Here is a 23614-nt window from a genome sequence, read left to right as displayed (position 1 = left end):
AAATAATTGATTAATCAGGGAACAGGAATTAACGAAGTCAGAAGTCAGAAGTCAGAAGTTAGAAGTTAGAAGTTAACCCACCCCTAACCCAACCCACCCCCGCCCCTCCCAGGAGGGGAGCCAGGAGGGGAAGTAGGGGATTTGAGCAAGCATCCAAAAATATTTCGCCTTAAAAGGCGGGATTTAAGACCTAATTATTTTGATAAAATCAATTGAGGATATTTAAAAAGGATTGTATTTTTGAAGAAGGGAAAAGGGAGCGGACAACAAATCAAAAAAAATCCCTATAAATAAATTCAAGGGATTTGAAAAATATTGTATTTTTTTTATTGAGCAATTAAAGATTTTCTCTATTACCAAATCAATGTTAAATCAAGAATAAATCCTGGCAAAATATTTTCTCCTGATACTGTTTGGGAATTTTCTAATATTTCTACATCCTGCTGTGGTCGATAAATCTCTAATTGTCGTTTTTTCCGATTAATCAACCAACCTAATTTTGCCCCATTTCCTATATATTCCCTCATCTTAGCTCTAGTTTTTTCTAAGGTATCGCTAGGAGACATTAGTTCTACTACAAAATCAGGGCATAATGGTGCAAATTTATCTTGTTCTTCTAATGTTAAAGTATCCCAACGTTGATTACTTATCCAAGAAGAATCGGGAGACCTTTCTGCACCATTCGGCAATTTAAAACCACTGTTAGAATCAAAAACTTTGCCTAAATTTTTTTGACGATTCCAAGCTCTTAGTTGAAAATTTAGTTCTGAATTTCGTTCTCCTGTAATGCTACCAGTGGGCGACATAATAATTAGTTCTCCTGTGGCACTTCTCTCAAATCTTAAGTCGTCATTTTCTTGACAAAGTTGCCAAAATTGTTCGTCTGTTAAGTCAATTTTTAATTCTAATATTGGTGGTAAATAAATGTTTTTATTTTCCATAAATTATTAATCCTTAATCTAGTTAATTTCCTGTTAATTCAATTGCTCGTTGATAAGCTGCTACAGACTCATCAAGTTTACCTATTTCTTGTAAGGCATCTCCTAAAAGATGGTAAATTTCTCCTATATCTATATTTATCTCACTTTCAGAATAATTTTCTTCAGTTTCATTCGCTTCTAATTGAATGACTTCCTGATAATAATTGATGGCTTCTAACCATTCTCCTTTTTCTGCTAAAGCTTTGCCTAAACTATAGTGAGCTTCTAATAATTTAGGGTCTAATTCAATTGCTTGATAAAAACAAGCTATCCCTTGCTGTGTTTTATTCTCTGCTATTAAACCCCTACCTAAAGTACAAAACTCTTGGGCAGTCGCCCAACTGGGATGTTGGATGAGTGCATTGTAAGATAATTCTTCAGCTTCATCAACTTTTCCTTGGTCTAGCAAGACTTCCACTAAACCTCGATAACTATCTTTTAAGTCTGGTGCAAGTTTGATGGCTTTTTTGTATGCAGCGATCGCTTCTTTTTGTCGTTGATGTTGAGCGTATAATTCTCCTAGACTGGCATAAATTTCGCCAAAGTCTGGTTTAATTTCAATTGCTTTTTGGTAAGCGGCGATCGCTTCGTCTGGTTTATTTATTTCTACCCAAGATTTGCCCATTATTTGATAAGCTATTGCATGGGGTTTTATAGAAATTGCCTCTTCACAAGTAGAGATAGCATCATAGAATTTACTATTGACAAATTCTGCTTCGGCTTGTTTAATTAAATCTGCTTGATTAATTTGAGGCAACTTCTCCTTCTCTTTTTTATCTTTTGATTTTGGGTTTAATACCCCGCCATCTACAGGGTGTTGAAAATTGATTGGGTTTTGAGTTCCCATCCACTTTTGACTTTTGACTTCTTCAATTTCTAACTTTTGACTTTTGAGTTTTGAGTTTTGACTTTCGACTTCTTCCATTGAATTTGAATATGACTGCAAAATATCTTCAGGATTAATATGTTGAGGTTTCTTGCCGTTCACTTCTACCTGTTTTTTGACTGAAATATTACTAATTTCCCGAGCTTTTTGAGCATAAATAGCAGCCTCATTTACCTTGCCTTGACGCTTCAAAGTTGTAGCTAAATTTTGATAAGCTGCAGCATAATTTGAGTTTAATTTTATCGCCTTCTGATAACAGAATATGGCTTTAGTTAATTGACCTTGACGACAGAGGGTATTACCGAGATTTAGATGTTGGTCGGGAGTGATGTTTTCCGGGGTTAGAGTGTATGCTTCATACCAACAGTCTGCTGCTTCTGCTTGTTTACCAACTTGAGTCCATGCTTTAGCTAAGTTGCGGTATGCTCCGGCAAAGTCTGGTTTGATAGCAATCGCTTTTTGATAACAGGGTATTGCTTTTTCCCATAATTCCTCTTGTGCATACAAACTACCTAGGTTGACGTGAATTGAAGGATCTTGACTATCGAGGGATATAGCTTTGAGATAATTTTGTTTAGCTTTCTGACGTTGACTAGCACTGCCTATTTTTTGTTGAGCATTACCCAATATTTTGTACGCCATGGCCATCTCTGGTTGTACTGCTATAGCTTGCTGACATTGGGCGATCGCCTGTTCGTATAACCCTTCTTGGTTGTATGCTATAGCTCGTTGAATGTAAACATCGGGTAGGACGACCGCTGATTTTGTTACATCAACATATTGAGCGTTTATTTGTGTATCTATTTTATTGCTGCTTTCTATTTGTGGTCTATCTATTTTTGGTAACGCTTCTTCTATTTTTTCTAATTCGTTACTTGCATCTTTTATTAATGCTTTTTTTTGCTGATTTTTATCAGTATTGGTTAAATTTACTTCAACAGGAAATAATAAGTTTTCACCAGCAGTTTCTGTTGTATCTTTGATATTAAAATCTATTTCTGGTTTTAAAGGGAAGGAATTATTTGTACCCTGAAGTCTGGGAATATTTTCAGATGGTTGTAAATATTTTTTCGATGATTGATGATGGAAATTAAAAACAGCAGCTACTCGATCAAATAACTGCTTGAAAAATTGTTCAAAATATTTTAATGGTGATTGAAAAGTACCAGTATTTCCTACTAACTGAATATCAGAACTACTGACCCGCTCCTGATCTATTGCTCCATCAATTTTCTGCGCAATATCTGGTTGAAAACTATAGATATGATGATTTATATCGCTATTATTTACATAAGTTTTATCTTTTGATTTTGGGTTTAATACCCCGCCGTCTACAGGATGTTGAAAATTGGAATTGGTTGGGATTTGAGTCCCCATCGACTTTTTCTTTCTTTCAACTTCGGTCTTCCTTATTCCTTCTTCAACTTGTGGATTAGAGAGTTGGGAATTAGATTGAAGTTTCAAAGCTTCCCCTAAGTTCTGATATGCTACTGCTAATTTGGGATTAATTTGTATAGCATGACAATAACATGATATTGCTTGCTCTACTAAATTCATTTGTAGCAGAGTATTACCTAAGAGCAAATGTTCTTCTGCTGTTGCTGTTTCTGGTTCTAGAGAATAAGCTTTTTCCCAAAATTTAGAGGCCTCTGCGTGCTGACCAACATGAGTTAATGCTGTTGCTAAATAACGGTTGACATCTGCCATATTTGGGCATATTTCAATTGCTCTTTGATAACATTGGATTGCTTCTTGCCATTGTTGTTGTTGTCCGTATAAACTACCTAAATCTCTATAAATTTCTGGATCTTTTGGTGCAATAGATATCGCTTTTGTATACCACTGCCAAGCTTCTGCTGCCTGACCTTGATTTTGCAGCATTTTTCCTAATCTTTTATAAGCTTCTACATTATCTCGCTCTACAGAAATGTTATCTTGTGATTTTGGGTTTAATACCCCGTCGTCTACAGGGTGTTGAAAATTGGTTGGGGTTTGAGTCCCCATCCACTTTTCCCTTCTTCCTTCTTCAATTTTTTCCTGGTTAATTATTGTTGAATTTATTTGATGTGCTGTATTTTTTGCAGATAAATTAGATGTTTTTTTACCTAAGTTACCATTGACATTGGAGAGGTTTATTATTCCTAATTGAATCGCTTTGCGATAACAAGTATTCGATTCTTCAAAATCACCTGCTTGGGATAATGCTTCTGCAATATTTTGATAAGCTACTGCTGAGTTCGGATTTAATTTTATGGCGCTACGATAACAAGATATAGCTTCTATTAATTTCTGATGTTTTAAGAGAGTATTGCCTAAGTTTATATATTCTTGATCTTTGATTTTTGTGGGTTCTAGACAGTAGGCTTTATATTGAAAAATTGCTGCTTCTACTACTTTTCCAATTTTATGATACGCTTTAGCTATGTTGCGGTGGGCTGGGGCTAAATATGGTTTAATATTAATGGCTTTTTGATAATATTCAATTGCTTCTTGCCACTGCTGTTTACGAGCATATAAAGTTCCAATATTAACATAGGCTTCGGCAAAATTTGGTTGAATATTAATACCCCGTGAATACCACTCAAAGGCTGCTTCTATTTGACCTTCTTTTTGCACAATAATACCCATTGTTTTGCAGGCTTCAGCAAAATCTGGTTTATTTTTTAGAGCTTGTTCGCAAGCTGCTTTAGCTTCATTTAATTTCTTTCGTTCTAAATAGAATAGAGCTTTTTTATGGAAGTGAGTAGCCGCTTCTGTTGGATTAACTTTAGATGCCATTTGATTACTTACTACAGTTCGACTTACATTATCTTCTTCACCTTTTTGGGAAAAGGTTAATACATCAACTTGGGAATTAGAGAGTTTCTTCTCTAGAAGAATTTTTTCCTGAGAAGTTTGTTCCTCGTTCAGAAATTTTACTGTGGGATGGGAATTTACTTTTATTATACTTGCTTGCGATAGCATTTTTTCTAGTTTACTAAGGTTAATTATAATATCTTCAGTGAGGGAATTAGGATACATGATTTGGCGGATTGGGTAATAGGTAAATTCTTCTCCTACTAAGTAGTAATACTTTAATCCTAATTGTTGAGCGATCGCCCAGTAATAATGTTTAATATAGTTAGGAGAAACTAATTCTATTACGGTAGTTTCTGGACTACAAAACATAATATTTGTCAATCCACTACCATGAGGAGAAACTATCACTTTGGCATTAGCAAATAATGATGCTTGCTCTACAACAGAAAGAGTTTCTAGTTCGATAGTAACGAAGCCATATTCACTTAATATATCGATTACTTTTTCTTCATTAATAACTCTTCTATATTTAGCTTTATTCCGACTAATATAAATCCTTTCAGGATAAGAAATTACTTGATTATGCTGATTTTCTTTCCGTTTAAACCCATCTTGAAGTATAGTAGAGAGCGATCCGTTTAAAAATACTTGACGGTGAAATTCCAATGCCCATCTTTCTACCCAAGCTAAATGACTGGAAAAAGATGGAACAATTAATTTTTTAGCTTGAATATAGGGATAGCGATCGCTTTCTATAATTTTATCTTCTGGAATTCCTAAAATCCGGAGAGTTTCCTGTTGAAATGGTTGTTTAGTACTATTAACTAAAAACCAATCTATTTCCTCAAAATTTATACCATTGCGTCGTAATATTTCGATCCGGGGCAATATGTCTACCATCCAATGAAAATAAACGTTTCCTGACAACCCAGATAAAACAGCTACTGTACCGTTTATTTCCTCTAAAGGCGGTAATTCTTCCGTAGTAAAAAACCGATGGTTATTGATATCGTATTTGTCACATCCCGGCAACTGACCTGGGTATTCACGGGAAACTTCAGCTAATAATTGATTTTCTTGATTAATAATGGCAATAGCATTACAAATCATCCAATTATTTTTCTGAGGAACTATCCATGCTCTACCATTTACTACTTCTTTGACGAATTTTGGTGTTTCTGGAAAGTCAATATTTATTTTTTGTGTTTTTTCTCTAGAAAGACTATGAATACCATTTCCTAAATGAATTGGTTGAAGTTGTTTAAATATTCGTTTGAGACAAGGTTTGCAGTTTAACCCTTGACATTTAACTCGATCATTTGAAATTTGACTCCCTATCCACTTCTGACTTCTGACTTCTTTTGACTTCTTTTGACTTTTGAATTCTTCAAAGTTATTGCGCTGTACTAAAACTTTTTCTAATGCTTGAGAAATAGCATAATTATCTTTTTTTCTGGGGTTTAATACCCCGCCATCTACAGAGTGTTGAGAATTAGTTGGAATTTGAGTCCCCATCCACTTATTCCTTATTCCTTCTTCCTCACCCCTTTCAAAGGGGGGCAAGGGGGGATGCCTTCTTCCTTCTTCCTTCTTTCTTCTTCCTTCTTCAAAAGATTCAACTGCCAACCCTAAATGGTAAACAATAATAGCAGTATTGAAGCGTTTTTGTTTAGCTAAACTATTGCCTAATTTGAGATGTAAATCAACATTTAATGGCTGAAATTTCAATGCTTTTTGATAATAATTTTCTGCCTGTGAATATTCACCATATTCAAATAATACATTTCCCAAACTTGAGTAAGTTAAGATTAAATTTTCTCTAACTTCTGCTAAATATAATTTATCTATTTCTTCTGGGTTTAATATCTCGCTATCTACAGGGTTTTGACAATTGGTTGGAGTTTGAGTCCCCATCCAGTCCCGACTTATTCCTTCTTCATTTTGACTTTTGATTTCAGAATTTTGATTTCTAACTTCTTCCTTTTGACTTTTGACTTTTGAATTCTGAATATCGAGTGAGGGCGAATGGCATTCGCCCCTACATATGGCGTTTTCAAGGTTAATTTGCGTAAGTTCTGATTTATCTATTTCTTTTGAGTTTAATATCTCATCGTCTACAGGATATTGATAATTTGTTGAGATTTCAGTCCCCATCCACTCCTGACTTATTCCTTCTTCATTTTGACTTTTGATTTCAGAATTTTGACTTCTTCCTTTTAACTTTTTATTTCTTACTTCTTCCTTCTTACTTCTTACTTCTTCCTTCTTTCTTTTGACTTTTGACTTTTGAATTTTGACTTTCTCTAAAAATCTAGCACAAGCTATTTTTGCTTTTTCTAATTCGTCTAACCCCGTTAACAAATCTGCTTTTTCACAATAACTTTCCACAAAATAATTACCCTCAATAACCTTTTGTAAATGAGGTATTGCTGCTGCCAACTTTCCTAATTCCAAAAAAGAAAAAGCACAATTACTATGAGCAGAAAGATTTTCTGGATACTGCTTGATTATCTCCTGAAAATAAACAATAGCTTCTGAGTGCAAACCTTGTTGTTGATAAACTTTTCCGAGGTTATGAATAGCTACTATTAATTGAGGCTTAAGTGCCAGTGCTTGACGATAATTAGTAATAGCTTTTTCTACTTTACCAAGCTCGAAAAATGCTTGACCTTGGTTATTGTAGAGATAAGCATCATCTGGTTTTAAGTTAATAGCTTGTTGAAATATTTCGATTGCTTCCTTAGCTCTACCTTCCTTGACTAAAATATTACCCCAGTTACTATAAGCTTGAACTTGAATGAAAATATTTTCCGCCTTAAATTGGCATAAATTAATGACTTTTTGATAACTGGAAATTGCTCGATCTAGTAAACCTTGTTGTTGTAAAACAATGCCAATATTATAGTAAGCTTGAATATGCTGTGGATGATGAGCGATCGCTTGTTGATAATGAATATAAGCTGCTGATAGATTTCCTTGATGCTGAAAAGCTATTCCCAAGTTATACTGAATGTAGTGGAGGTCTGGTACTAAAGTTAATGCTTCTTGGTATAACAATATGGCGGCTTCTAGTTTTCCCTGCTTTTGATATAACAATCCTCTTGAAGCTTTTTCTTCAGCTAACTTCAATGCTTTTGAGGATTCGCTGCTCATATTTGAATAGTAGTGCATTGTGATGAGTTTTGAACTTTGAGTTTATACAATTTGGAATTTTGGGGTAGCGCTCTGTAACCTACCCCGGTTAATCATTGGGGGATTGCCCCTGCAAATTTCATCCTGTAATTTATCAACGCCATTTTTTTTATATCCACTGCCCAAGCACAAAAGTATATTTTATTCCATATTCCATTCCCTATTCCCTGTCCCCTACTAATCAAGTGTTAAATAATTTTGCACAGATACTTAATAGCATGGTTAGCTAGTTTCAGCTTTTTCTCAAAAAAAAACTAGATAGTTTCAAAGTCATCACCAGTAATATCTAGATTACTATCTAATTGCAGGAATTGTATAGCATTATTGTCTGCGTCAATATAGTACATTAAACCTTGGTCTGAGTCGTAGACTAGGTTGGCATCTTGATTTTGAGCAAATTCATCAAGAGTAGTAAATTCGTCAGGGTTGAAAGTATCACCAGGCCCAATTAACTCGTCGAAGCTATTAGCATCAAGCTGTATTTTGTCTTGTCCTGAAGTAAAGTCAGTGAGACTGTCTACTCCAGAATCTCCTGGAACAAAATTATTGAGAGTATCGAAACCAAATACCTGAGTGCCATCTGAAATAAATGTCTCTGACTCGAAAAACTCAAAACGGAAAATATCGGATCCTTGACCCCCTTCTAGCAAGTCATTACCTCCACCACCCTCAATTAGATCGTCCCCTTTACCTCCGAAAACCATATCATCGCCTCCTCCACCTCTAACCGTATCATTACCACGGTTTCCCGAAACTAGATCGTTTCCTTCTTCTCCAGCAACTAAGTCATCATCTTTACCACCATAGACGCTATCATTTCCAGTACCGCCTCTGACATTATCAAACCCCCGATCGCCAAAAACTAGATCGTCTCCTTCCTCACCTCTGACTAGGTCATTATCTCTACCTCCAAATACAGTATCATTTCCATCACCACCTCTAACCGTATCAGACCCTCGGTTACCACTAACCCAATCATCTCCTTTATCTCCACTAACCCAATCATCATCTTTTCCTCCATAGGCGGTATCACTATCTTTTCCGCCAAATATAGTATCAGACCCCCGGTTACCGTGAAGTTCATCATCTCCTCTATTTCCACTAACCCAATCATCATCTCTTCCTGCATAGACAGTATCATTATCTTTTCCAGCAAATATAGTGTCTTGGGCACCTCTACCTTCTATCAAATCATCTCTATCAAGACCTAAAATCGAATCCCTGCCATTTGTACCAAACAACGATTTGTTGCTATTGTTAGGAGAATCAATTATCACTGTTACAGCATCACCAATTTCAGCAGGATCGCTTGGTGGTTGATTAATAATAGGTTCCTCGTCGCCGAAATCTGGAATAATTGGATTAGGAGTAATTTCTGACATAGTAATTTTTTACTGATTTTCATTAACTAATATTGACTTTTTGGATTCAAACAGTAAAATTGATTCAACTATAAATTAGGCAAAAAATATCGAATCATAAAATTCATAACAGTATATTCGTGCAATAATTTAGACATCAAAATTCTGTGCCTTAAAATAAAATAACACAAATATATTTATATATCTTCATTAGTTATTGATTAAGCCTAATCTATGATGTTTGTAGAGTAGATGTTTGATGCCCTAGTTTTGCTTCAGTATCTACAAGTTTAAAATTAATTTCAAAAAATTTTATTTGCTTCTGTTGCTTAAGCTGACCTGACCTGACCTATTTTATTTACATATTAAGTTAGTCAAGTAGACGTTTAATCATCTTATTTTGTTTCAGTACTTATACAGGTAACATTCCGCACTTAATTTTGTAGTACAAATTATTTCTGGCTAAGAGTTTTATATAACAAAAACTAAAACTGTCAGAATTAATTATAATACTACACAAGCTTATTGACTCTATTCTTAAGAATGAAGAATAAAATCAACTTTATAGCAATGTGCGCTGGCATATTTACAAATTACAAAAACTGTCCAATAGCTAAAAGCCTTGTATTATCGGTCTTTTATTCCCCCTGTTGCCTGTTGCCTGTTGCCTGCGCACAGCGCTATATTCGTTGAAAATCTCTTGCAGTACCCTTGAAGTGCAGAATGTCAAATACAATTAACATTTAACTTCAGTATTTATAAGTTGCAAGATGAACCTTTTTGGTAGAAGCGATTAGTTATATCTATATTTCTTGTACCTATGCTTTTGTAATTACAACAAGACTTATATATTAGGTATTTAGGAAATTGATAAACTGCCCTAAATATACTTAGAGTTTTAAGTTTATTTAGTGAATATTTAGATCATATTTTTGAAAGTGGTGTATAAAACTTGTAGATACATTCCTATTCTTTAATTGTTCTCTCCTCACCTCACTTTAAAATGGGGGTAAAGATTTTTTCAGTAGATTTTCTAGATACTTAAAAAATATCCTCTGATCATTATTCTAATATTTTTCGTAATTTCCGGTTAATTTATTTAAGTTATACAAAAAAAAGTCATTATTTAGATTTCTTAGACTTTGCAGCAGTTTCCATCCAATGCAGACATAAAATTCCGGAATATCTCCAGATAATTCTCACTATCATCTTTCCTTTCTCCTGTACGTCGCCAATCCAACAGCTCCTCTTTCTGACTCGGTCTTCCGCTCATCATACGATAACTAATTATCTGGATACTATATAATACCAAGCGTGAAAAAAGAATGTTACGAATAGTAAGAGGAATAAAAAGACAAATGCAGGATATGTCCTTTGACAAAGCGGTCGATCTTCGGAGCTTCCCGTAGGGTGGGATGGCGATCTTCGGAGCGGGTCTGTAAGAACGGGTCTCCTCGCCATATCCAATCGACCAAGAGAGCGGTGCGACCCCGCGACGACGCCAGCTCGCTTCCGGAACGCGCACCAAGAGAAAAGAATGATTTCCGACCTGAAAAATGGTACTGAAACTATTCCCGTGTGACTCGGTCCGACTGAGTTCCCCTCCTGGGAGGGACGGGGGTGGGGTGGGTTAGAGATGGGTTGACTCCTAAGAAATATCCTAGCTATTTGTAGCAAATATTTATTAATTTGGTATAAGAGGTCTAATCTTTTATCATTTTCTTTGTGGGTTTAATACCCCACCGTCAACGGGGGTGTTCACGCATTACTTGGGGGAGCGTAGACGCGGAGCGGCAGGTCGTTGACTATCCCCATGTAATTTTCCTCCTGTCTCCTGTCTCCTGTCTCCTTCTTCAATAAAGCAGAAAAGTTTATTTGAACTGATAGAGTATTTCTCCAAAGTCTCTATTTGACACAATTCTAGGAGCCAGAAATAGGAAAGTTAGTTTTATAATAAATAATTAACTAGATTGTATATCACTATCAATTGCTAGAAATAGGTAATTATGGAAACTATTACTGCTGCTCTTAAGGAGTGGAATATTGCTATTAATACTTTAGAAAAAGGCAACACAATTATGTTGTTAAGAAAGGGTGGTATTCAGGAACAGGGCGGTCGTTTTGCTGTTGCGTATAAACAGGTATTACTCTATCCAACTTTTGAACATCAACAGCCAGATTTACTTAAGCCAGAATATGTAAATCAGGTGCAAGTTGTAGATTCAGGTTGGCATCCTGAGAAGATAAAAATTAGTAGTTTTGCTGAGATTACTCATATTTTGCCAGTGAGTGATGAATCTATCTTAAATAAGTTGTTTGTTTATCATATTTGGAATGAAAAATTTGTCAGCGATCGCCTAAAATGGAAACCTCAACAACCACTGTATATTTTACTTTTAAGAACTTATAAACTTTCCCGAAGCTGTGATTTTTTTTATCGTCGCGAATATGGAAGCTGTCGTTCCTGGATAGAGTTAGTTAGACCAATTAATATTACTAACTCAGTTCCTGTTTTTACTGACGATCGTTATCAAAGTTTATCCACAGAAATTTGTCAGATTTTTACCGAATAATTTAGATTTAAAGTATCTTTTTTCATATACTTCGTAAGAGCATTTAGCCATCAGCTATTAGCTATCAGCTATTAATTTTGGGAAAGGTAAAAGCAACCTTTGAAATTGAGAAAGAATAAAAATTTACTGCCAAAGTCCCCGGACTCAATCTTAGAAGTAATTATTCATTACTAATTGCTGATAGCTGACTGCTAATAGCTGTTTGCGCAGCATTCCGTAGGAAATGCTTACTATACTTCTCTTTCTCTGCTCCCTCTCCCTACTCCTAGTTCCGGTGCTCATTCTTCCATGAATGTAGCAATATTTTATGAAATTGGTATTACAAACTACTGTAGGATAATGAAATTATCATTAATCAAACTATGAATACCAATATTAATTCTCAATATCTGAATCTGGAAAACGCTCGGATTCATTATCTTGAAACAGGCCCAACAAATTCGGTTAGTGTACTTTTGTTACATGGGGCAAGTTTTAGCGCTCAGACATGGCAAGAAATTGGGACTCTTGAACTTTTAGCTATGACAGGTTATCGAGCAGTTGCTGTAGATATTCCCGGGTATGGTCGTTCTAAAAGAACATCAGTTTCTAGCGTAAGTTTTTTACTAGAATTATTAAATATTTTAAAATTAAATCTTCCAGTTTTAGTATCTCCTTCTATGAGTGGAAGTTATAGCTTTCCTTTTGTGATTAATCATGGAGATAAATTAGCAGGTTTTGTCGCGATTGCGACCGTGGGAATTCAACGTTTCCAGAATCAATTAGAAGGAATTGAATTACCCACATTAGCTATTTGGGGAAGTAATGATCGTATAGTTCCTCTAGTACAAGCAGATCTGTTAGTAAAACTAATGCCAAATTCTCAAAAAGTTATTCTAACTAATGCTGGTCATGCTTGTTATATGAAAGAAACGGAAGAATTTCACAAACATTTAATTAAATTTATTGAAAGCTGTAGAAATAAGTAATTTATATAAATATGTAGGGGATGCTCGAAATATAATTAAAATGCTTAAATATGAATTAATTTAGATGATTAAATACTCCTAATATGGTCATTATAAGTAATTTGTAAAAATCTCAAAAAATAGATACAAAATATTTCATTATTCCCCTTTGAATTGTTCCCTTTTTTCAACATTTGTTTTGTAGGATAACCCTAATAATCAATATATTAATTAATATTAATTATAGCAATCCTAAATCATTCGCGATAATTTTATTGCTTTAGTATTTCTCATTGCCTATTCCCTGTTCCCTGTTTCCTAAAATCTACAATATCTCACAACTCAAAAAAGATAAATTCCGACCTAATAAATGGTATCAAAGCTATTTATTCTGTACGTCGCCAATCCGACAGTTCCCCTACCTGAGGAGTGACTCCTAAGAAATAACCTAGTTATATCAAATCCGTTTAATTCGGTATAAAAAAATGTTCCATCTTCAACCATTACCAAATATTTCTCGATATCCCCATCTCCCCATCTCCCCATCTAATTACACCCATGCTACCGGATTTGATATTATTTGTAGCAAATATTTATCAAATTGGTATTATATTCGATTTAATACTTATAGCAGTTTACTGTTTGATCAGGTACAAAATGCTGAAGTATTAGACAACACAAACAAAAGAATAGATTTTAATAGAAAACTGTACCTTACTATCTTGAAAAATGCGGTATAAAAAACTGGTATAGCAGTGGAAGGAAAGGTGAGGACATATCAAAAGCTTAAAACTCAGGCAACGCTAGATTTTTTCTTCTTTCCTAGATAACTAAACGCCTTCTTCCTTCTTCCTTCTGCTATAATAGAGAATAGATGGAGTAGTTTTTTGATAACTAATTAAGCAAACATTATAATGATAATTAAGGATGAATACTACCGTCAGGCATGATTGCACCTTTAAGGTCAGTATCTCGGAAATTTGCAGTGTCCAGTTTAGCACCGCGAAGGTTGACACCACGAAGATTAGCACCTCGTAAATAAGCTTTGCTGAGATTAGCATTCGTAAGATTTGCACCCCGTAAGTCCGCACCTTCGAGAGAAGCTTCCCTAAGATTAGCATTCTTCAAGTAGGCACCCAGTAAATTAGCATTTTTGAGATTACTACCTTCGAGATTAGCACTTTCGAGATCGGCATTTTCTAAATTCACGCTGCGATAGCCATGACCTGTATATCCTGCCAGTATAGCATCTTTAAGATTAGCCTGTTTTAACTTAGCACCCTTGAGATTAACACCATCTAACTTGGCATTCTTCAAATTCGCATTTTCAAGATCGGCATTCTCTAACTCAGCATTAAATAAATTTGCTCCCAAAAGATTAGCATTTTTCAGGTTAGCATTTTCTAGCTTGGCATAACCAAAGTTAGCTCCCCACAAATTAGTATCTCTAAGATTTGCTTGACTCAGGTTCACATTCCACAGATTAGCATACCCTAGATTAGCACTCCATAGGTTAGCAGACTGTAAATTTGCGTATCTGAGTTTAGCACCTCTCAAGTCAGCATTTGATAAATTAGCAGATGAAAGATTAATACCTCCCAAACTTGCTTTCCATAGATCGGCATCTTCGAGGTTAGCATTATTGAGATCGGCACCTTCTAGACTAGCATCTTTGAGGTTGACATTTTTCAAGTTTCCATAAGCTAAGTTAACATTGTTTAACTCACACCGAGGACACTGACCTGTTTGCAATAAAACTTGCTGCAAATGCTGCTTTCTCGCATTAGAACGAGATTTTTCTAGATCTATCTGAGAATTTAACCATTTATTTTCACCCCAGGTTGTTAGTGCTGCTATGGTACTAGAAAATGCTATTAAACACAAACTAATTGTTGCTACTCCAGCAAATATTTTCCTAGTTTTTTTCATCCCAAATTGCATTGTTTTCGTTCTCATATTTTCTCCATCATCAATAGATTTCAGCATTTGGAGAGCAATCTCAGCATTGGGGAAGCGATGTTTTGAATTTGGTTCCAGCATTTTTTTTAGCCAATTAACAAATGCTGGTTCTAGTTTTGGCAGTAATTTCTTAAAATTAATTCGATAGCTATCATCAACTAATTTGCCGATTTCACTGGATTTTGTATTAGTTAATAAACAGATTAAAGTTGCACCTAAACTGTACAAATCTGATGCTTTTGTGAGTTCCCTGTTGAACAATTGTTCTGGTGGCATAAATCCTAAAGTGCCTTTGACTGCACTACTAATTGCTAGATTACCATACCCACTGCGGGCAAATCCAAAATCTACCAGGTAAACTTTTAGTTGAGTAACGTTGCGTTCAACTAAGATATTTTCTGGTTTAATATCCCGATGAATAATTGGTGGTACTTGCTGTTGTAGGTAAACTAAAACTTCTAATACTGATTGAGCAATTTGTTTAATTTCTGCTACTGTCCAATGCTTTGTTGGGTCAAGAGAGGGGGCATTTTTGTACTCTTGTACTAAGCAAAAGCCATTTTCTGTTTCAAATGAATCTAGATAACGTGGAATACTAGAATGATTGAGTTGTTGGAGTAGTTCAATTTCTCGATGATAACTATCATATTCTGCCCAATTGGCAAATTGATATTGTTTAGTTACAACAGGTGTTTTTGTCGTAGTATCAGTTGATAAATAAGTAATGCGACCTCCATTTGGATTACAACCTAGTTCTTGTTGAACTTGATAACGTTGGTTAAAAAACTCTGGCAGATTCGTCATAATTAGTAATTTTTTTAGACCTTTGATACATTGGACAAAAAATTGAACCTTAAATATTGTAGCTTTGAATTAGTAGTTATATTATGTCCATGTCCGGTTGATTACTTATAAATAAAATGACGGGGGAGTCAGGAGTCAGGAGTCAGGAGTCAGCAGGGAAGAAAGAAGGAAGAAGATAAAAGTGGATGAGGATGCTAAAAGAAGCTACTATCCTTTACCTTTAACTATTCCCAAACAATTATAGACACCGAAGCAACTGTTGGTTGTTAAATTTATAATAGACAAAGATAATATTAACAGATTAAGCATCTAATGGATAATAGAATGAACAAAATTTGCCATTTCATTTGACAAGTTTAATATTACTTATCAGTTTTACCAATATCTTATTTTTGTAAGCATTTCCTCCGGAATGCTGCGCAAACAGCCGTCAGCTATCAGCCATCAGCTATTGCTTCTTTTTAGTTATAGATAAAAGCTTTACTAATTGAATAAGAATTAAATTTTAATATAAAAGGCCTTTAAAGTCTATATATTAAGATCCCCTCATAAAAGCTTATAGCTGACAGCTTATAGCTGAATGCTTACTTATTTTTAGATATCATCTGCTATAACTTTAAATGAAAAATTAATCAAGAGACTTTTCTGAAGACATCTCTATAAAACAACGATTAAAAAAAAGGCTTATGTAATTTCTGGAAATTTATATTAGATATCTTCAAAAATAAAAAATCAAATCAATTATGATGATATATCATCAATTATTTCCCCCTTTTCCCTGTTCTATTTTCCCTGTAAATGTCTATTATAGTGTTTATATTAATTCCCAAAAATTTACTTATGTCAAAAGTTAAATTAGTAGTCTTTGATATGGCAGGTACCACTGTCAAAGACCAAAATGAAGTCCAGAATTGTTTTTTAGAAGCTGCTGCAAGTACAGGACTTGAGGCAGAAGTAGACCGTGTAAATTCAATGATGGGATGGTCGAAAAAATTAGTGTTTGAAACACTTTGGCAAGCACAAATAGGTCAAGAACATCCTGATTATCCTGCTAAAGTTGAAACTTCTTTTACTAAATTCAAAGAAATTCTGGAAAATCACTATAAAACTCAGTTGCTCGAACCAACAAAGGGGTGCTTAGAAATTTTTACTTGGTTGCGATCGCAAAATATAAAAATTGCTTTAACAACTGGATTTTATCGAGAAGTAACTAACATTATTTTACACCGTTTAGAATGGGACAAAAAGTTAAATAGTGATTATATTGGAGACAAAAAATCAATTATTCAAGCCTCTATTACTCCCACAGAAATTTATAATAATGAAGGTCGCCCGACACCTTACATGATTCAAAAAGCCATGTATAAACTAGGGATAAAAGACTCACAAACTGTCATTAAAATTGGGGATACTCCTTCTGACTTAGAAGCAGGGATTAATGCTAATTGTTTATATACTTTTGGTGTAACAAATGGTACTCAGACAAAAGAACAATTAGCACAATACCGCAATGATGGATTACTCAATTCGCTCTTAGAGTTAAAAGACAAAATTGTACATTTATTAGAATAAGTGGGAAATAAAACATGACTCAAATTCATCAAGCAGATGTTATCGTTGTCGGTGCAGGTATCGTTGGTTTAGCTCACGCTTTAGCAGTTGCCAAACTTGGTCTCAAGGTAGTAGTCTTTGAAAGAAACCCTTATGCAGTGGGAGCATCTATTCGTAACTTTGGTATGATTTGGCCAATTGGACAGCCATATGGAGAATTACGAGATCGCGCTCTCAAATCAAGAGAAATTTGGTTAGAAGTTGGAGCAAAAGCAGGTTTTCATTTAGACCGATGCGGTTCCCTACATCTTGCCTACCGAGAAGATGAACTACAAGTAATCAAGGAATTCATAGAAACTACAACTCAACAAAAGCAAGAGACATTAGCTTTGCTCACACCCGAGCAAGTAGCAGAAAAAACTCCTGCTGTAATTACTGATGGTTTATTAGGAGCATTGTGGAGCGCAACAGAAGTAATAGTTGACCCCAGAGAAGCAATCAAAAAAATACCTGGTTTTTTATCAGCAGAATACAATGTTGAGTTCAAATTCGGCACAGTTGTCACAGAAATTTCCCATCCTTATCTGATAGCAAGTGGAGAAAAATGGCAAGCAGACCGTATTTTTGTTTGTAGCGGGGTTGACTTTGAAACTTTATATCCTGATACTTTTGCCAACAGTGGGATAACAAAAGTAAAATTACAAATGATGCGAACAGTTCCTCAACCTGAAAACTGGCGTGCTGATGTGGCATTATGTGGCGGTTTAACCTTAACTCATTACGCTTCCTTTGCCCATTGCCCATCTTTAGCAGCACTCAAAACCAGAATTGAAACAGAAACTCCCCATTTTCCTGAGTGGGGAATTCATGTGATGATGTCACAAAATGCAGCAGGTGAATTAATTATTGGTGATTCCCATGAATATGGTTTGAACCCAGAACCTTTCGACCGAGTACAAATCAATCAATATATATTAGATTACTTGAAAAAATTTGCTCAGGTTCCTGAGTTAGAAATTACCGAAACTTGGCATGGAGTTTATGCCAAACTTCCAGGCAAAACTGAATTTATCACTCAACCAGAAACGGGAGTCACAATTATTAACGCCTTGAGTGGAGCAGGTATGACTTTATCCTTTGGTTTAGCAACAGAAGTAGTGGAAAAAATGCTGTAATTTTTTCTACCTTAATTTCTTGAGAGAAAAAGCCAGAAATACTGGTTTTTCTATTTATTAATAATTTGAATATTATAGCACTGCACAAATAGGTGAGGACATTCCTCTATTTCCTACTCCCTTTTTACTCAAATTTATTGTCCTAACTAAAGAAAGTACTGCTATAATATTTAGCTACAAATTCATAGATATTTTGATTCATTTTGTATTTTTCTCCGACAACCGAATCCATCCGATAAATCAGTGAAATTACATAGAGAAAAGCTTAAATTTGATTCACTTTGTCAGTAAGGCGATCGAGTCTATGTTTTTGTCTTAAAATACTAAGATTTTTCCACAGAGTTGAAACCTTTTTAACAAGAAAAAAGTCTTATAATAATAGTAGCTTCTTAAGTTTAAAAGAATTTGCAAATGCCTAAAAAACTTGATAATTCATCAACATAATGTAAAAAAAACATCAACAATGGCAGAAATTTCAGCACTTCAAATTGATTCTAATCAAATTAATCTTGTACCAGGATTTACCGTTTCACGATTCGGCACTGTAGGAGCAATAGATAGCTTTGACTCTTATGATATTACTATCAATGAACCTCAATTATTAGAAGTTAACTTGTTCGATATTATCACCAGTGCTGATATCATAGTAAATGATAGTAATGGAAATCCTATTCCTGGTGGAGCAGGAAGTCAGCCACTTTCTACCCCAGAAAATTTTACAATTCCTCTCAATCCTGGTAACTATCAAGTATTAGTATTTCAACCACTTAATGATTTTCCTCTAGGAGGCACAAATTATCAACTTGATTTAGCCTCTATTAGTTCCAACAACCCACCAATCAATCCACCAGTAAATCCTCCCACCAACCCACCAATCAATCCGCCAGTCAACCCTCCCATCAACCCTCCTGGTTTTACTGATAATAGTAATGACAGTATAAACACAGCAACTCCTTTAGGTCGTATAGTTCCCGAAATACCCATAACTCGCTCGGCTACAATTAATGATTTTGACACAGTAGATTACTATCGCGTTACAGTTGATCAACCCATAACTTCAGGAGTTGCCTTGCAAAATATTACTGGCAATCTTGATGTAGAAGTATTAGATAGCAATGGTAACTTAATTGCCAGTGGTAACAACCTGGACTCATCAAATGAGGCATTTCAGGCACCTTTCTTTACCCCCGGCGAATATTTTATCAATGTTTTTCAGACTGCTCCTGGTATTACCAGTAACTATGATTTAAGCCTGTTTCCAGCAAGTGCAAACATTAATCCTGTACCACCCCCTAATCCTCAACCACCAATTCCACCAAACCCTAACCCACAACCACAAATCATCAGTTTTGATGGACAGATAGATGGAAGTGATGAAGCTGTGAGAAATCGTGAAAACACAAATTTCATTTTTAAAGAAGATTTTCTATTAAATGCTACACCAGGTGTTCCATTAACAATCGATATGGTCGGTATAAATAGTGGTTTTGACCCTTTATTAGAAGTTTATCAACTCCCCTCAAATTCTCCTGTGCTTCAGCCTAACCAACAAACCACTCTAGTTGCAGCTAGCGATAATGGTGGTGGTGGTGTTAATGCTAGAATTGGGCCGGGAGCGCCATCAGATGTAACAATTCTTTCACCAGGAACCAATACTCCCATAAGTGTTCCTGCGGAGTTAACTCTAGCACCAGAGTTTCAATATCTGTTGCGTCTGACTTATACAGAGCTACCTATTATTCCCATTGGAGGTTTTTCCTTCAGTGCAAGTGTCCCTGATGGTTTTATTAGTCTTGCTCCAGTGAGATTAGGAGTTACTACGGCCGGTCCAATTGTGGCAGGAGATCCGCCAATCAATCAGTTTTCTGATGCAGGAAGTTTTTTCTAACCACTTATTTGAAGATAGGAAGTGGGAGATGTGGCAAGGGTGGCAAGTGTGGGAAGTGTGGAAGGTTTTTAACAAAGGTGTGAGTAATCACTTTTATTCACAGGACTTACGCAAATTGACTTTTAAAGCACCATTTGTAGGGGTAAATAGCATTCTTTCTCCCTATATATAGAGTCTCTGCGTAAGTCCTGATTCAGTATAAAATTTCCACAAAAATGTACTTTGTTTATACGATAAATAGCTCAAAACTTCTCCCTCTCCCCACACCGACTACACAAACCACACTTGTTTTAGATCAAAGCTAAAAAACCTACCCTTGTAAGGAGCAGGGGAGTAGGGGAGATGGAAGCATTTTTCTAACTTTTTCCCCTATTCTCGTTCCTGAATTTCCTGAGTTCTGAGTTCTGAGTTTTACCGAAAAATTAAGGTATAAAGCCTCTCCATATCCTAAAAGCCTTACCAATTAATACTTCTGACTTCTGACTTCTGACTTCTAACTTCCGCGTAGCGGCACTTTGACTTGTACCCAAAGATATTTTCTTTGGTCAGCTAAGAATAGACGGAGCAACACGGATTTATCCTGTTGCGTAGTATCTACTTAGAATACCCTCGGCAAGAGCCAGGCGAGTAGTCAAAATAAGTTATTTCTTTTGATTGATGCAAAAATCAGCTTTATGTGTTACGATGTAATACATCACTAGAGAATAGTTAAAAAATCTATTGTTTTTAAGTGGTATTTCTCAAGAGATGCTAATCAGAGCTACAAACAGACGAATTATGATTGCCTTTTGTCAATTGCAGAGAATAGTTCAATAGTTCGGTTATCTCTATGTTCTGAGAGTTGCCTCTTAGAAGCTGGTTGAGCCATCATCGATGTATGGGAAATAACTTAAACAATAATCTTAACAAAATTTTGCGGAAATCCTTAAGCATAGATTGTAGTTAATCTAATCTACTAGCAATTTTAAGGACAAATTAAATTTCTACTTATGTTAGATGAACATTCTGCCTTTAAATTTAGTCTAGATTTGTATTACAAAGAAAAAAAGCGGACTCATACTGAGTTTACTTTAATAGAGAGAATAAAGTATAATTTTTATCAATGTAAATAATGTAAAAATCAAACTTCCCTTATAAGTCCATTCAGCGAATCGACCAAGAGAAAAGAGAATATTCCCGATCTCAAACCTCCTTATTGTAGAGGTACTCAAGTCCGAAGTTCCTCCCCAGGAGGTGTGCCTGATAACTGTTAACGTTTGCGCAGCATGACTTTAGCGCAGCTTCTGCGCAGGAGATAGGAAAGTTCCTCCATAGGAGACGTGCCCGATCGCTGAAATGACCACTTGATGGCATTTGTGTAGGGATGGGAAAGCCTATTCTCATGTAGTTGTATCTCAAATTCTTCCCATTGTACGAACACACAATAACTACTGCGATATTTAAAATAAGGAGTTTATGGAAAATGTCAACACTAAATAAAGAAAATAAGAAAACTCAAAAGATAAACAAATCAACTTCTCGCTCCTACTCCTCAATGGATACAGTTCGTACTTATCTACATGAGATAGGCCGTGTACCACTTCTGACTCGTGAAGAAGAAATTGTGTATGGCAAGAAAGTTAAGTACATGATGGAACTTTTGGAGTCAAAGGAAAAATTAGAGGAGAAGCTAGACAGAGCAGCAACTCAGCAAGAATGGGCAGAATATGTACAGCTAAGTGAAGAAGCACTCAACCAAATAATTAACCATGGTCGCCGTGCCAAACAAAAAATGATTGAAGCTAATCTTCGCTTAGTAGTAGCGATCGCTAAAAAGTACCAAAAACGAAATATGGAATTCTTGGATCTGATTCAAGAAGGTACTTTAGGTTTGGAGCGAGGAGTGGAAAAATTTGACCCCATGCGAGGTTACAAATTTTCTACTTATGCTTATTGGTGGATACGTCAAGCAATTACCAGAGCGATCGCACAACAAGCTCGTACTATTCGCTTACCTATTCACATTACTGAAAAGCTCAACAAAATCAAAAGAGTTCAGAGAGAACTAATTCAAAGCTTGGGCCGTACCCCTACTCCTTCTGAAATTGCTCAAGCTTTAGAACTAGAACCTTCTCAAATTAGAGAATATCTCCTAATGGCCCGCCATCCTATATCGTTGGATTTACGAGTAGGAGATAATCAGGACACTGAACTGCAAGAACTTTTGGAGGACGAAGCTTCTTCTCCAGATGACTATATTACTCGTGAGTTGTTGCGCCAGGACTTAAATACTCTACTGGGAGAATTGACCGATCAACAACGTCGTGTATTAACGTTACGTTTTGGTCTTGAGGATGGTAGAGAAATGTCCTTGGCTAAAGTGGGAGAGAGACTACAACTTAGTCGCGAGCGAGTCCGTCAACTAGAACATCAAGCTCTGGCCCATTTGCGTCGTCGTCAAGCTAAGGTGCGGGAATATGTCGCTAGTTAGGTATTAAAATCTGCCTAAAATCGATCCCTCTATTGTCAATATCAAATTTTGATCGTTCCTTGTAGAGATAGTTATTTTTAATGATTATCTCTACAAGGATTTTTTTTGATTTATTATCTACCTTTAGTAACTATTGGAAGAAATAACTTTTGTTAACAGTTGAGAAATTAACACAAATTGTTAAAACAATAGATTTTTACCTTTTTCTACGGATATGATAATGGTGTAGATAACAATTAAGTAATATTCGTGATTTTTAGGTTAGTGGCGATCGCCACCTACTTAATATTGACCTATAGTACAGCAAATAGGCCAATAGTACAGTATAAAACTATTTCTCTTAAATTCAAGGAAGAAAGACCAAAGTTTTCCTCACAAACAAATGAAGATCGTACATTGCTCAGTGATGGAATTTACCTTTTTGGTCAGTCTTCTCAACCAGAGAAAATTCAGAATGAGTATTTTGTATTTCAGTTAGAAAATGGTAAGGTAATAGGCGCTCTTTATCTACCCCATTCAGCTTTTTATTGCTTTTATGGATTTTATAAGCAAAATAGCTTAGATGTAAAAGTTGTAGATAGTTATGATAATACTGCTTCTGACTACATAGTAGATTTAGAGAAATATTACCCCATAAATCAAGTTAGTGAGAATGATGCCAGGATATTAAATACTTGCCAAACTAACTATCAAAATTTGGCTTGGTAATACTTGTTGTTAAAACTCAAAGCTCAAAAGTTAGATTTTATGGACTTAAAACTTGGAAGCTATATTCAATAACTAATAATTAATAATTAATAATTAGTAATTACCTCTTTTTGAAAGGAAGAGGATTGACGTTTAAGGAAAATTTTTTCTTTTTTCTCCTTTATAAGAAGGAGAGGGTTTAAACCTTAATTATTTGGTAATAATTCAGCAATTATTCAGCAATTATTTCACATTATCGGGAACAAAACTAATTTATGCTGATTAAGATTTTAATCGAATCTAAAGTTTGCCATTTTAACTAATTCTTTGTTCCTACTAATA

13 protein-coding genes are annotated in these 23614 nt (G+C 35.3%); 8 read left to right on the top strand and 5 right to left on the bottom strand.

Annotated features, from left to right (window positions below):
* Positions 1–353 precede the first annotated feature (353 nt).
* The 4 genes from F6K06_RS17825 to F6K06_RS17810 all read right to left on the bottom strand — a co-directional run bounded on the left by F6K06_RS17825 (position 354) and on the right by F6K06_RS17810 (position 11118).
* Positions 354–941: a Uma2 family endonuclease gene (locus F6K06_RS17825; protein ID WP_287243620.1), complete on the bottom strand. Its 588-nt coding sequence runs from the start codon at positions 939–941 to the stop codon at positions 354–356.
* A gap of 22 nt (positions 942–963) precedes the next feature.
* Positions 964–7836, bottom strand: coding sequence for a tetratricopeptide repeat protein (locus tag F6K06_RS17820; RefSeq protein WP_124147193.1), 6873 nt, complete (start codon positions 7834–7836; stop codon positions 964–966).
* Positions 7837–8111: 275 nt separating this feature from the next.
* Positions 8112–9239, bottom strand: a complete 1128-nt coding sequence (locus F6K06_RS17815; RefSeq protein WP_124147192.1) for a calcium-binding protein — start codon at positions 9237–9239, stop codon at positions 8112–8114.
* 1744 nt (positions 9240–10983) lie between these two features.
* Positions 10984–11118 carry a hypothetical protein gene (locus tag F6K06_RS17810; protein ID WP_275670446.1) on the bottom strand — a complete coding sequence of 45 codons (135 nt, stop codon included), beginning with the start codon at positions 11116–11118 and terminating at the stop codon, positions 10984–10986.
* 106 nt (positions 11119–11224) lie between these two features.
* On the opposite strand from F6K06_RS17810, the gene F6K06_RS17805 reads away from it, so the two are divergent.
* The 3 genes from F6K06_RS17805 (at position 11225) to F6K06_RS17795 (ending at position 13478) form a co-directional block, all read left to right on the top strand.
* Complete coding sequence (locus F6K06_RS17805) at positions 11225–11791, top strand: DUF1802 family protein (protein WP_124147191.1); 567 nt, start codon at positions 11225–11227, stop codon at positions 11789–11791.
* A 362-nt stretch (positions 11792–12153) separates the two neighbouring features.
* Positions 12154–12759: an alpha/beta fold hydrolase gene (locus F6K06_RS17800; RefSeq protein ID WP_124147190.1), complete on the top strand. Its 606-nt coding sequence runs from the start codon at positions 12154–12156 to the stop codon at positions 12757–12759.
* Between the two features lie 464 nt (positions 12760–13223).
* Positions 13224–13478: a hypothetical protein gene (locus F6K06_RS17795; RefSeq protein WP_124147189.1), complete on the top strand. Its 255-nt coding sequence runs from the start codon at positions 13224–13226 to the stop codon at positions 13476–13478.
* 181 nt (positions 13479–13659) lie between these two features.
* On the opposite strand, the gene F6K06_RS17790 is transcribed toward F6K06_RS17795, so the two are convergent.
* Complete coding sequence (locus tag F6K06_RS17790) at positions 13660–15501, bottom strand: serine/threonine-protein kinase (protein ID WP_287243617.1); 1842 nt, start codon at positions 15499–15501, stop codon at positions 13660–13662.
* Between the two features lie 840 nt (positions 15502–16341).
* On the opposite strand from F6K06_RS17790, the gene F6K06_RS17785 reads away from it, so the two are divergent.
* The 5 genes from F6K06_RS17785 (at position 16342) to F6K06_RS17765 (ending at position 23293) form a co-directional block, all read left to right on the top strand.
* Positions 16342–17073: an HAD hydrolase-like protein gene (locus F6K06_RS17785; protein WP_124147187.1), complete on the top strand. Its 732-nt coding sequence runs from the start codon at positions 16342–16344 to the stop codon at positions 17071–17073.
* Positions 17074–17087: 14 nt separating this feature from the next.
* Positions 17088–18227, top strand: coding sequence for a TIGR03364 family FAD-dependent oxidoreductase (locus tag F6K06_RS17780; RefSeq protein WP_287243616.1), 1140 nt, complete (start codon positions 17088–17090; stop codon positions 18225–18227).
* Between the two features lie 463 nt (positions 18228–18690).
* Positions 18691–20115, top strand: coding sequence for a hypothetical protein (locus F6K06_RS17775; protein WP_287243614.1), 1425 nt, complete (start codon positions 18691–18693; stop codon positions 20113–20115).
* A gap of 1462 nt (positions 20116–21577) precedes the next feature.
* Positions 21578–22585 (top strand): RNA polymerase sigma factor, RpoD/SigA family, encoded by a 1008-nt coding sequence (locus F6K06_RS17770; protein ID WP_124145295.1) that lies wholly within the window; start codon positions 21578–21580, stop codon positions 22583–22585.
* A gap of 249 nt (positions 22586–22834) precedes the next feature.
* Positions 22835–23293, top strand: coding sequence for a hypothetical protein (locus F6K06_RS17765; RefSeq protein WP_124145294.1), 459 nt, complete (start codon positions 22835–22837; stop codon positions 23291–23293).
* The last annotated feature ends 321 nt before the right edge of the window (positions 23294–23614 follow it).

The sequence above is a fragment of the Okeania sp. SIO1H4 genome, assembly GCF_010672695.1.
GTDB classification, from domain to species: domain Bacteria; phylum Cyanobacteriota; class Cyanobacteriia; order Cyanobacteriales; family Microcoleaceae; genus Okeania; species Okeania hirsuta.
Note: the sequence above shows the minus strand (reverse complement) of the source record. Positions and strands in the feature narration are given on the sequence as shown.

What these genes read in the sequence shown, in the direction of transcription:
- F6K06_RS17815 (WP_124147192.1), bottom strand. Translation starts at nt 9,239, where the DNA reads ATGTCAGAAATTACTCCTAATCCAATTATTCCAGATTTCGGCGACGAG.
- F6K06_RS17790 (WP_287243617.1), bottom strand. Translation starts at nt 15,501, where the DNA reads ATGACGAATCTGCCAGAGTTTTTTAACCAACGTTATCAAGTTCAACAA.
- F6K06_RS17780 (WP_287243616.1), top strand. Translation starts at nt 17,088, where the DNA reads ATGACTCAAATTCATCAAGCAGATGTTATCGTTGTCGGTGCAGGTATC.
- F6K06_RS17820 (WP_124147193.1), bottom strand. Translation starts at nt 7,836, where the DNA reads ATGCACTACTATTCAAATATGAGCAGCGAATCCTCAAAAGCATTGAAG.
- F6K06_RS17795 (WP_124147189.1), top strand. Translation starts at nt 13,224, where the DNA reads ATGTTCCATCTTCAACCATTACCAAATATTTCTCGATATCCCCATCTC.
- F6K06_RS17770 (WP_124145295.1), top strand. Translation starts at nt 21,578, where the DNA reads ATGTCAACACTAAATAAAGAAAATAAGAAAACTCAAAAGATAAACAAA.
- F6K06_RS17785 (WP_124147187.1), top strand. Translation starts at nt 16,342, where the DNA reads ATGTCAAAAGTTAAATTAGTAGTCTTTGATATGGCAGGTACCACTGTC.
- F6K06_RS17825 (WP_287243620.1), bottom strand. Translation starts at nt 941, where the DNA reads ATGGAAAATAAAAACATTTATTTACCACCAATATTAGAATTAAAAATT.
- F6K06_RS17775 (WP_287243614.1), top strand. Translation starts at nt 18,691, where the DNA reads ATGGCAGAAATTTCAGCACTTCAAATTGATTCTAATCAAATTAATCTT.
- F6K06_RS17805 (WP_124147191.1), top strand. Translation starts at nt 11,225, where the DNA reads ATGGAAACTATTACTGCTGCTCTTAAGGAGTGGAATATTGCTATTAAT.
- F6K06_RS17800 (WP_124147190.1), top strand. Translation starts at nt 12,154, where the DNA reads ATGAATACCAATATTAATTCTCAATATCTGAATCTGGAAAACGCTCGG.